A 12,556-nucleotide genomic window follows, 5' to 3' on the forward strand; every position below is an offset into this window, starting at 1 on the left:
AGATGAAAAATAGTATAGTCCGTAAACTTTTTTTATCAATAACGTTATTATTAGTTATTTTTTTATTAATTGTATTTGTTGGTCAATCAATCTTTATGCAATCTTTTTACACGAATAAGAAAGTAAATATTGTAACAGAGGAACTAACACAATTTGCTAAAGGGTATAAAGCAGGTAAATTTAACAGTAATCAGTTTCAACAAGAATTATCAAAACTATATTCGAAATACAATACAACTTTAGCGGTTTTAGATAAAAGAGGGGTACTAAAAGCTGAGAATAATTTTGATTTAACTGTTCTTACAAATGAAGGGAAAAAGGTATATGTACCTTTAAATAATTTATTATATTCGGATCAAATAGATCGTATTTTAGGTCTTAATATTAAAGAAAATTCGAAGATTACAATCCGAGGTTATGTTCAAGATGATTACTTTATTCCACTTTATATAAAAACGAATATAGGTGTGTGGCAAGAGGAAAATCAACCTTCTAACACTATTCAATTGTCAACTAAAGATAGTCTTCAGGAAATGGTGAATATTGAAATTAAAGGGAAAGTTGTTAATTTACATTTACCAATTGCAAATCAATATACATACTCAGCTCAAATGAACTCATTAATGGGTGCGATAACTGATTGGACAAAGAGCAATGAAGATTTTTCTAAATATACTCAAGAGGATTTTCCATTAATTTATCGCTATTTAGACCGAGTAAATGGATTAGAAAATAAAGTTTTTATATACCCAATTAATACTAGTAAAGGTTCAAAAGAAGTTATTTTTGCCATTACATCGCTACAACCAGTAAATGAAGCAATGTACGTTTTAAAAGATTTTTATATTTACGCATTTATTATAGCTTTATTATTGATTGTGATCGTTTCTTTTTACTATTCGAAATTGATTACGAAGCCATTATTGAAAATGAACTCTGTAACAGATCAATTAGCAAAGTTAAATTTTAACGAGAAAATCGATATTCAATCAGATGATGAAATTGGACAATTATCAAAATCCATTAATTCATTATCTGAGAATTTAGCTAGTACGATTGAAAATTTACAGCAGGCAAATGTTAAATTAATGAAGGATATTGAAAAAGAAAAGCAGTTAGAACAAACAAGAAAAGAGTTTATTAGTGGAGTTTCACATGAGCTGAAAACGCCACTGAGTATTGTGCAAAGTTATGCAGAAGGTTTAAAAGATGGATTAAATATTGAAAAAAATGGTTATTATGCAGATGTAATCCTTGAAGAAGTTGATTGGATGAACGGCTTAGTTGTCGATATGCTAGAACTTTCCAAACTTCAATCGGGTACATACACACTTAAAAGTGAACCTTTCTTAATTGTGGATTGCATCGAACATTTGATTATTCGTATGTTTGAAAATAGTAGTAATCATTGTAATTTCAATTTTAATCTAGATGAGGCTACGCTCGTAATAGGTGAAAAAAGAAAAATAGAACAAGTGATCATTAATATCCTTTCAAATGCAATCCATTATGGTAACCCAGGTAATGTGATAAAAATGAATTTATTAGATGAAGGGGAATATGTAAATATCTCTATTTTTAATGAAGGTAATCCAATTCCTGCTGACAAAATTGATAAAATTTGGGATCGCTTCTATCGAATTGATGAATCTAGAAATAGACAAAATGGTGGAACAGGTTTAGGTTTAGCAATCGTAAAAACAATCCTTGACTTACATCATTCAACTATAAAAGTTCATAATAAGAAAGATGGAGTTGAATTTATTTTTAATTTGAAAAAATATTTGAATTAAATCAAAAAGTTCACAGCAAATACACATGCGTGGGTTAAATTAATATCAATTAAAGATACCTACATATTGGAGGAATGAATTATGGGATATTATGATGAAACAGATTTAAACGATGAAAATAATCATAAAAGACAAAAGAGAAGTAGACGTGGAGGGTATCCTCTTGTTACAGGCTTTATTGGAGCGATAATTGGAGCTGTTACAATCTCAATCGTATCCCCGGATATTTTTAACTTAACAAATAAACCTGCAAATTTATCAAATGATACGAATACCGTACCTACACAAGTTATTAATGTAACAAGGGAAGATTTAACAACTACGATTCAAAATGCTCGCAAATTTGTAGTAGGCGTTAATAATTATCAATCATCAAATCCATTTTCAATGGAAACTGAAGAAGCTGGATCTGGTTCAGGTGTTGTCTATAAAAAAGTCGGAAATAAAGCTTTAGTAGCTACAAATAACCACGTTGTTGCTGGTGCAAAACAATTAAAAGTAAAAATGGCAGATGGTCAATTAATTGATGCTAAACTTGTTGGAACAGATGAATTATTAGATTTAGCTGTTGTAGCAATTGATGCAAAATATGTTACAAATATCGCAAAATTAGGTGATTCAGAAAAAATTAACGTAGGTGAAACTGCTATTGCAATTGGAAACCCACTTGGATTTTTAGAAAGTACTGTAACAGAAGGAATTGTAAGTAGTAAAGCGCGTGAAATACCACAAGATATCGATGGAGATGGAGTTGCAGATTACCAAACTCAAGTAATTCAAACGGATGCTGCGATTAATCCTGGTAATAGTGGTGGTGCTTTAATCAATGCAAAAGGTGAAGTAATCGGGATTAATTCAAGTAAAATTGCCGAACAAGCTGTTGAAGGTATTGGATTTGCAATCCCAATGAATATTGCAAAACCAGCTTTAGATCAAATCGAAAAATTCGGTGAAGTGACTCGACCTGTAATGGGTGTAGGCTTAAAATCACTTGATGAAATACCGCAATTTAATATCGAAGAAACATTAAAATTACCTCGTTCAGTGACTAAAGGTGCAGTTGTTACACATGTTGATCCAAATACTCCTGCTGCGAAAGTTGGAATGAAACAATTAGACGTTATAGTTGCACTTGATGACAAACCAGTAAGTGACGTAATTACTGTGAGAGAATACCTATACTCACACAAAAAAGTTGGAGATAAATTAAAGATTACTTATTACCGTAACGGTAAATTAACGAATTCAACATTAACATTAGCTTCTAGTCAATGATTGACAGGCAATTGACTTAAGAAATATGATAAAAGAATAATAAATAAGCGAAAAGTTTAATATGTAACATATATTTGATTGTTCAAACTGATTGAAAACGTTTGTCTTTCGAGGCGCGAAGGCTGATGAGGAGCGAAAGTTACCTAAACAGGTAATGAGCACCGCAGTCAGACGAAGCAACGAAGAAAGCGAGCGTTTTTAACAGTTTGAAGCGCTTATTTATGCAAACAGAAAGGGTGATTAGCATATGAGTAAATACCCATCAAGAGAAGAAATTGGCAAAATTTTAAAATCAAGTAAAGTAATTGCAGTTGTTGGATTATCAGGAGACCCGTCTAAAACGTCTTATATGGTAAGTAAGGCAATGCAAGATGCTGGATATAAAATTATTCCAGTAAACCCAACAGTTGATACTGTATTAGGTGAAAAAGCGGTAGCGAGTTTAACAGAAATAAATGAAAAAGTTGATATTGTAAATGTATTTAGAAGACCTGAACACCTATTACCTGTAGCACAAGAGTTTCTAAAAATTGATTGTGATGTTTTCTTTGCACAGCTTGGAATCGAAAACGAAGAAGCATATCAATTGTTAAAAGAAAATGGTAAAACAGTCATTATGGATCGTTGTATTAAAGTAGAGCATGCAATGACTAGATAGGCCGTTAAAAAAGCTCACTGTTTCAGAATAGCTGCCAAACGCTCTCTTTCTATGTTGCTCATTACCACTTATGGTAACTCGGCTTCTCACTAGCCTTCGCGCCTCGAAAGTCAAGCGCTTGCAAGCAGTCTGAAAATCAAATTTTTGAAATTTGTTTTAAAATTTGGCTCACTGTTAATCAGTGAGTTTTTTTAACGGAAGATCGAGTAGGGATTAAGAAAGGGAATACCGAGAAATTGAGTAGACAAACTTCAAAATAAATAAGCAATTAAAGTGCCAAATTAAATTTGAATTTTGTTAAGCTAATTTTCCAATTTTCAACTTTAAACCTGTATTTTCTTGATTCTAAAATCCAGCTTTTTATGAACTTGTCCTATTTTTTTTTTCATGTTCGACTTGTAAGTTAGGAAAAAAACCATTAACATGAACGATTAGAAGAAACATTTTATTTATAATATGATATAATGGAACAGATGTTCTTATGTAAGTGTTTAGTTAGAAAGGAGAAATGGTGTTGGCAAAGAATGAAACAACATATAACGAAGATGCGATACAGGTACTAGAAGGTTTAGAAGCTGTACGTAAACGACCTGGAATGTATATTGGCAGCACAGATAGTAGAGGTCTGCACCATTTAGTTTATGAAATCGTAGATAACTCTGTAGATGAAGCATTAGCTGGTCACGGGACACAAATAGATGTGATTATTCATAAAGATAATAGCTTAAGCGTAAAAGACCATGGTCGTGGGATGCCTACTGGAATGCACAAAATGGGAAAACCGACTCCAGAAATTATTTTAACTGTATTACACGCAGGTGGTAAATTTGGACAAGGCGGCTACAAAACAAGTGGTGGTCTGCATGGTGTTGGTGCATCAGTAGTTAATGCTTTATCAGAATGGTTAACAGTTGAAATTCACCGTGAGGGCGCAATTTACAAGCAACGTTTTGAAGATGGAGGTAAAGCAGTAACTTCATTAGAAGTCGTTGGTAAGACAAAACGAACTGGTACGACGATTCACTTTAAACCAGATCCGACTATTTTTAGTACAACAAATTTCAACTTTGATACTTTATGTGAAAGACTTAGAGAGTCAGCTTTTTTATTAAAAGGTTTAAAAATTACAATTAAAGATGAACGACATGATGCGTTCGAAGAGTTTTATTATGAAAACGGTATCGAAGCATTCGTATCGTATTTAAACGAAGAAAAAGAAGCATTACATCCTGTTGTTTTCTTTGAAGGATTACAAAATAAAATAGAAGTTGAATTTTCCTTCCAATTTAACGATGGGTATTCAGAAACGATGCTATCTTTCGTAAACAATGTTCGTACAAAAGATGGTGGTACGCACGAAGTTGGTGCAAAAACCGCTTTAACAAGAGCATTTAATGAGTATGCAAGGAAAGTGAGTCTTTTAAAAGAAAAGGATAAAAATCTAGATGGAGCGGATATTCGTGAGGGATTAGCTGCAATTGTATCTGTACGAATTCCTGAAGAGCTGCTTCAATTTGAAGGACAAACAAAAGGTAAATTAGGTACTAGTGAAGCAAGATCAGCTGTTGATTCAGTTGTTTCGGATCAATTAGCGTATTTCCTGGAAGAAAATCCAGACATTGCAACTTCATTAGTAAAAAAATCGATAAAAGCTTACCAAGCAAGAGAAGCTGCAAGAAAAGCACGAGAAGAAGCTAGAAGTGGTAAAAAGAGAAAGCGTTCAGAAACTTCATTAAGCGGTAAGCTCACACCTGCACAGTCACGTAATCCACAGAAAAATGAATTATACCTAGTAGAGGGTGATTCAGCCGGTGGTAGTGCTAAACAAGGTCGTGATCGACGTTTTCAAGCAATCTTGCCTTTACGTGGTAAGGTAATCAATACCGAGAAGGCAAAACTAGCGGACATAATGAAAAATGAAGAGATTAATACAATTATTCATGCGATTGGTGCAGGAGTAGGTAGTGATTTTGACATTGAAGATGTTAACTATGACAAAATTGTTATTATGACCGATGCTGATACAGATGGAGCGCATATTCAAGTACTTTTATTAACTTTCTTTTACCGTTATATGAAGCCATTAGTAGAGGCTGGTAAAGTTTATATTGCCTTACCTCCTTTATACAAAGTAAGTAAAGGTACTGGAAAAAAAGAAGTAATTGAATACGCTTGGTCAGAGGTAGACCTACAAGATGCAATCAAAAAAGTTGGTAAAGGGTATATGATTCAGCGTTATAAAGGACTAGGTGAGATGAACGCTGACCAACTTTGGGACACAACGATGGATCCAGAAACTAGAACGCTTATTCGTGTGAAAATTGATGATGCTGCAAGAGCGGATCGTCGTGTAACTACTTTAATGGGCGACAAAGTTGAACCTAGACGTAAGTGGATTGAATCAAATGTAGTATTTGATTTAGATGAAGAAGATAAAATTTTAAACAATGAGCAAGTTGAAGTAGAATCAGAAGGGAGCAATGTCTGATGCAATCATCGGAAAAATTATATAATATCCCTTTAGAAGATATAATAGGTGACCGTTTTGGTCGATATAGTAAATATATTATTCAAGAACGAGCATTACCGGATGCTCGTGACGGATTAAAGCCAGTTCAACGTCGTATTTTGTATTCAATGCACGTTGAAGGAAACACGCAAGACAAGCCTTACCGTAAATCTGCTAAAACAGTCGGAAACGTAATTGGTAATTACCATCCTCATGGTGATACTTCTGTTTATGATGCGATGGTACGTCTAAGTCAAGATTGGAAATTACGAAATGTATTAGTTCAAATGCATGGGAATAACGGTAGTATTGATGGAGACCCGCCAGCAGCTATGCGTTATACGGAAGCTAGGTTATCATCTATAGCAAGTGAACTATTGAGAGATATTGATAAAGAAACAGTTGATTTTGTGCCCAACTTTGATGATACAAGTATGGAACCAGTGGTTTTACCATCAATGTTTCCAAATTTATTGGTTAATGGTAGCACGGGAATCTCTGCTGGATATGCAACAGAAATACCTTCGCACCACCTTGGAGAAGTTATCGATGCGACGATTATGCGCATTGAAAATAAAAACTGTACAGTAGATGAATTAATGACTGTAATTCACGGTCCTGATTTTGCTACTGGAGGGATTATTCAAGGTGTAGATGGAATAAAAAAAGCTTATGAAACAGGAAAAGGAAAAATCATTATTCGAAGTCGTGTTCATACCGAGGATTTACGCGGTGGAAAACAGGCATTAATCATTACAGAAATTCCTTCAGAAGTGAATAAAGCGAATTTAGTAAAGAAAATGGATGAGGTTCGTCTTGATCGAAAAGTTGATGGAATTACGGAAGTACGTGATGAAACAGATCGTACTGGACTACGTATTGTCATTGAACTGAAAAAAGATGCAAATAATGAAGCAATTTTAAATTATTTATATAAAAATACTGAGCTTCAAATACCTTATAACTTCAATATGGTTGCGATTTATAATCGTACACCAAAACAGATGTCATTACCTGCAATTCTTGATGCTTATATTGAACATCAAAAAGAAGTTATTACAAATCGTTCAAACTTTGATTTAAGAAAAGCAAAAGCTCGCCAACATGTTGTAGAAGGCTTAATGAAGGCTTTATCGATTTTAGATGAAGTGATTACAACAATCCGTTCTGCAAATGATAAACGCGATGCAAAAGATAAGTTAATCGCTCAATTTGAGTTTACTGAACAACAAGCTGAAGCGATTGTAATGTTACAGTTATATCGTTTAACAAATACTGATATTACTGCATTACAAGAAGAAGCAGATGAGTTAGATAAAAAGATTAAACAGCTTGAAGCAATTTTAAACAGTGAAGCAAAATTATTGTCAGTTATAAAAACAGACTTAAAGAAAATTAAGTTAAAATATGCAGACGACAGACGTTCGACAATTCAAGAAGAGATTGAAGAAATTAAAATTGCTAGAGAAGATATAATTGCTCAAGAAGACGTGATTGTCACTGTTACAAGTGAAGGATACGTTAAACGAACAAGTCCAAGATCTTTTTCAGCTTCAAATGGTAAAGATTACGGTATGAAAGAAGGCGATCGTTTAATTTACCAAATAGAAAGTACAACGACAGATACACTAATTTTATTTACGTCAAAAGGTAACTATTTATATTTACCAATTCATGAAATGCAGGATATCAGATGGAAAGATATGGGGCAACATGTTGCTAATATTATTCCTATTGAGCGTGATGAAGCAATTCTTTCTGCTACAGTCGTAAATAATTTTGAAGAAAATAAAGATTTTATTTTATTTGTCACTAAAAATGGTGTTGTAAAACGTACAAGTATACAGCAATTAAAAGTACAACGATATTCTAAACCACTTGTCGGTATGTCAATTAAGTCTGATGATTCCTTAATTTTTGCTGGTGTCATTTCAGAAACTGATCAAGTGTTGTTGGCTACAAATTCAGGATACACATTGATATTTAATGCAGAAGAGATTAGTATTCAAGGCTTAAGAGCTGGTGGAGTTAAAGGGATTAACTTAAAGGATAATGATTTTGTTGTTTCTGCAGACAAGATTAGTAATGAAGTGAAAGAAATATTCTGTGCAACACATCGAGGGGCAATTAAAAAGATGAAACTCGATACGATTCCTCAAAGTTCTAGAGGTACACGTGGTGTTAAAGTACTTCGAGATTTAAAAAATAATCCTCATATGTTAATTGGGGTATATGCAATAAATGAAAATGATATGTTTGCTTTATTAAGTAAATCCGGACAATTTGAGACAGTTGACCCAACTGATTTAAGAAATAGTGATCAGTATAGTAATGGTTCATTTGTTATGGATACAGATGATTCTGGTGAAATAAAGACAATCATTCGATATAAAAAAGAAGAAAATAATTAAAAAAAAGACCTATTCCAAGCTATTTGGAATAGGTTTTTTTGTCGAATTTGTCGAAAAAAAGTAAAATGATACTAGTAAAATGATTTTTTAGGAATAAACCAAAGAAAACACATTAGAATCTATTAATTTTATATTTCGAAAATAAGGAAAAAAGTTTTTTATTGATTATTTAATGGTAATAATTGCCTATAATAACAGAGAATCGACAGAATTGTCGAAATATTTTGATTCAAAAGAACTTGTCTAACGAAAAAATATAGCTTACTATTTTCTTAAGAATTTTAAATTTTCAAAAAATAGGTTGTTAAGGGGGCGTACATATGGTTTTTAAAAAGGGATTTGCAATTTTAGCATCAGTATCGTTAACTGCGGGTATTTTAGCAGGCTGTGGTACTAGTAGTTCAAAGGATGGAAACCAAGTCATTAAAATTGCTACAAATACTCCATTATCTGGTAATAATGCAATTTTAGGTGAATCCATTAAACTTGGAGCACAGCTTGCATTAGAGGATCAAAAAGCAGCTTTTAAAAAATTAGGCTTTGATTTAAAGATTGTACCTTATGATGACCAAGGGGATCCGAAAAAAGGTGTAGCAAATGCTGAGCAATTAGCTGCAGACAATAAAATCCTTGGTGTTGTAGGACACTTAAACTCTGGTGTAGCAATTCCTTCTTCTGTTAAGTATGAGAAAGACCATATCGTAATGGTATCTCCTTCAAATACTGCAAATGAAGTAACTGATCGTGGATTAGGGGTAGTTAACCGAATTTGTGCTCGTGATGACTTCCAAGGTCCTGCAGGTGCAAATTTCGCTGTTAAAACTTTAAAAGCTAAAAATATTTTTATCATACAAGATAAAACACCTTACGGAACTGGTTTAGCAAATGAATTCAAAGCTGCTGCGGTGAAATTAGGCGTTAAAATTGTAGGTGAAGAAGGGATCTCAGTCGGTGATAAAGACTTTAGTGGTGTATTAAATAATGCGATTGCGAAAAAGCCTGATTTAGTATTCTTTGGTGGACTTTATGCTGAAGGAGGAATTTTATTAAAGCAAGCTCGTGAAAAAGGATTGAACATCCCATTCATGGGTGGAGATGGAATGGATTCTTCAGGTTTAGTTGACATCGCAGGAGATGCTGTTAAAAACTTCTACTATACTTCAGTAGCTGGTGACACGTTAAAAACAGATAAAGGTAAAGCTTTTGCTGATGCATACAAATCGAAATTTAATAAAAACATCGAATCGTTCTCATCTTACGGATATGATTCTGCTGGCGTTTTATTAGAAGGATTAAAAAATGCGATTAACGATAACAAAGGAAAAACGCCAACTCGTGAACAAGTTGAAAAAGCAGTACGTGCAGTCCAAGATTATGATGGTGTAGTAACTAAGGTTGGTTTCGACGATAAAGGTGACAACAAATACGCGAAAGTATTTATTTATACGTTTAAAGAAGCTAAATATCCTGGTACTCAAGAAGGGGAAGTTACTAAACCATAATTAGAAACAAACCCTACCAGTCAAAAAAAGAGTATCCCGTAAAACGTGATACTCTTTTTCTCTAATTAAGGTGAGAAAATTGTAAAATTTTGGAAGTTGAAATAAACTATATTATTTATAGGAGGTCTAATACATGAATGAAGTAATCCAAACTCTACCTCAAGTACTAATAGACGGTCTTGTTTTAGGAGCAGTATATGCAATCGTAGCACTCGGTTACACGATGGTTTATGGGATATTGGAACTAATTAACTTTGCACATGGTGAAATATTCATGGCGGGTGCGTTTATTGGTACTGCAGTATTAATTACATTTACTGGGTTAGGTTTATTAAGTAGTTTACCTGCAATTATCGTGTTAGCAATTGTTTTAATTATCGCTTCATTAGCAACTGGGTTCCTTGGAATGGGGATTGAAAGAGTAGCGTATCGCCCATTACGAAAAGCACCAAAATTAATTACATTAATTACAGCAATCGGTATTTCATTTTTACTACAAGATATCGTCCGTTTTATTGCTGAATTAAAAGAAGGAAATTACATTATTACTGGCCCATCACTATTTTCAGGACAACACCAAATTAAAACTAGCTCAATTCTTTCTTCATTTGGAAATGCACAAATTAAATCAGCATCAATTATTATTTTAGTCGTTGCAGTTGTAATGATGATTTCATTAGATTACTTCATCAATAAAACAAAATGGGGTACAGCAATGCGTGCAGTTGCACAGGATCGTGAAACTGCATCATTAATGTCTGTAAACGTTAACAAAGTCATCTCATTAACATTCTTTTTAGGTTCTGGATTAGGTGGTGCAACTGGTGTACTATTTGCATTACAGTACAACACAATTGATCCGTACATCGGTTTTATTTTAGGCCTAAAAGCATTTACAGCTGCAGTATTAGGTGGAATCGGAAATATCCGTGGCGCGATGTTTGGCGGTTTATTAATCGGTGTAATTGAGGTGTTTGCAGCAACAAATTTATCAACTTTAACACATGGCATTTTCCCGTCAGAATATAAAGATGTAGTTGCATTTGGAATTTTAATTCTAGTTCTAATATTCAAGCCAGAAGGTTTATTAGGTAAACCTGTAGCTGAGAAAGTGTAGGTGAATTAGATGAAGAGCTTATTAAGTGGGTTGAAACAATCAAACAAACTTCAAGGAATTTTCTTAGGAGCGTATATCGTTGTTACATCATTAGGATTATACCTATTGCAAGAATCTGTAACGGCATTTCTATTAATCTTGTTCTCACTTTACTTATTATATAAAACTAATTTTCCAGTCAAATTAAAATGGAGCATTGGAATACTAGTTTTAACGGTGATCATGCCGTATGTTGCATCACAAGGTACAGCTTTTGAATCATATATGGGTGTAGCTACTTTAGTTGGAATTTATGTAGCAATGGCACTTGGATTAAATGTAGTAGTTGGTTTAGCGGGTCTACTTGATTTAGGATTCGTTGCCTTCTTTGCAATCGGTTCATATACTTATGCAATTTTTTCGACTAAACAAGTTACGAATTTCTTACATTTTGATTTCCTTCCTTTTTCAGGAAACTCATTCTGGGTATTTATAATAATCGGTGGAATTATCGCTGCAATAGCAGGTGTATTATTAGGTATTCCAGTACTTCGTGTAAAAGGTGATTATTTAGCAATTGTAACACTTGGATTTGGAGAAATTATACGAATTGTATTTAATAACTTAGATAAACCGGTAAATATTACTGGAGGAGCACAAGGGATTTCTTCTATTCCAGCTCCAACTATTTTTGGATTAGAGATTGATAGTTCTGGTCAATTTTATTATGTCGTGTTAGTTGTTTTAGCAATCGTCATTTTAGCTGTTACTAGATTACAAGATTCTAAACTTGGACGTTCTTGGAAGGCGGTACGTGAGAATGAAATCGCTGCACAAGCATCAGGTATTCACTTAGTACGTACGAAATTAATTGCATTTGCAATCGGTGCGTCTTTCTCAGGAATGATGGGAGTAGTATTCTCTGCAAAGCAAATGTTCATTGACCCAACAAGCTTTACGTTACTTGAATCGATTACGATCTTAGTAATGGTTATTTTAGGCGGAATGGGTAGTGTTCCAGGTGTCATCCTTGGAGCAGCACTTGTAACGATCTTAAATCTACAAGTATTAACAGAAGTAACAAACTATTTAAACCAATTAACATTAGATGGAGTCATTAATTTACCACCGGCTCTATCGCCTTCTAAAATGCAGCGTATGATTTTTGGGCTTATTTTAGTACTTGCAGCAATTTTCAGGCCAAAAGGATTATTGCCTGCCAAAAATAAGGTTGTTCCAAAAGAAGACGTCGTAGATCAAACTGTAGTCGAAGAAAAAACACGCACAGTTTCATTATAAGAAAGGAGGTTAT

The 12,556-nt window shown here is 33.6% G+C and carries 8 protein-coding genes; all 8 read left to right on the forward strand.

Annotated elements, in window-relative coordinates; translation table 11 throughout:
• Positions 1-2: 2 nt before the first annotated feature.
• The 8 genes from ACFWM3_RS10935 (at position 3) to ACFWM3_RS10970 (ending at position 12,543) form a co-directional block, all read left to right on the forward strand.
• A complete protein-coding gene (locus tag ACFWM3_RS10935) occupies positions 3-1,793 on the forward strand; it encodes a sensor histidine kinase (RefSeq protein ID WP_390311342.1) in 1,791 nt (596 codons plus the stop codon).
• A gap of 81 nt (positions 1,794-1,874) precedes the next feature.
• Positions 1,875-3,068: a S1C family serine protease gene (locus ACFWM3_RS10940; RefSeq protein ID WP_390311343.1), complete on the forward strand. Its 1,194-nt coding sequence runs from the start codon at positions 1,875-1,877 to the stop codon at positions 3,066-3,068.
• A 247-nt stretch (positions 3,069-3,315) separates the two neighbouring features.
• Positions 3,316-3,726, forward strand: a complete 411-nt coding sequence (locus ACFWM3_RS10945) for a CoA-binding protein (protein ID WP_056476782.1) — start codon at positions 3,316-3,318, stop codon at positions 3,724-3,726.
• A gap of 514 nt (positions 3,727-4,240) precedes the next feature.
• On the forward strand, positions 4,241-6,214 hold the full coding sequence (gene parE, locus ACFWM3_RS10950) for a DNA topoisomerase IV subunit B (RefSeq protein WP_390311344.1): 1,974 nt from the start codon (positions 4,241-4,243) through the stop codon (positions 6,212-6,214).
• Entirely contained in the window at positions 6,214-8,646 is a 2,433-nt protein-coding gene (gene parC, locus ACFWM3_RS10955; RefSeq protein ID WP_390311345.1) for a DNA topoisomerase IV subunit A, read from the forward strand. The genes parE and parC overlap by 1 nt, the downstream gene beginning before the upstream one ends.
• Positions 8,647-8,966: 320 nt before the next feature.
• Positions 8,967-10,148 carry a branched-chain amino acid ABC transporter substrate-binding protein gene (locus ACFWM3_RS10960; RefSeq protein WP_056476785.1) on the forward strand — a complete coding sequence of 394 codons (1,182 nt, stop codon included), beginning with the start codon at positions 8,967-8,969 and terminating at the stop codon, positions 10,146-10,148.
• 133 nt (positions 10,149-10,281) lie between these two features.
• Positions 10,282-11,265, forward strand: a complete 984-nt coding sequence (locus ACFWM3_RS10965; RefSeq protein ID WP_056476786.1) for a branched-chain amino acid ABC transporter permease — start codon at positions 10,282-10,284, stop codon at positions 11,263-11,265.
• Positions 11,266-11,274: 9 nt separating this feature from the next.
• Positions 11,275-12,543, forward strand: coding sequence for an ABC transporter permease subunit (locus tag ACFWM3_RS10970; protein WP_390311346.1), 1,269 nt, complete (start codon positions 11,275-11,277; stop codon positions 12,541-12,543).
• Positions 12,544-12,556: the final 13 nt, after the last annotated feature.

The sequence above is a fragment of the Gottfriedia sp. NPDC058432 genome (genome assembly GCF_042721555.1).
In the GTDB taxonomy this organism is placed as follows: domain Bacteria; phylum Bacillota; class Bacilli; order Bacillales; family Bacillaceae_G; genus Gottfriedia.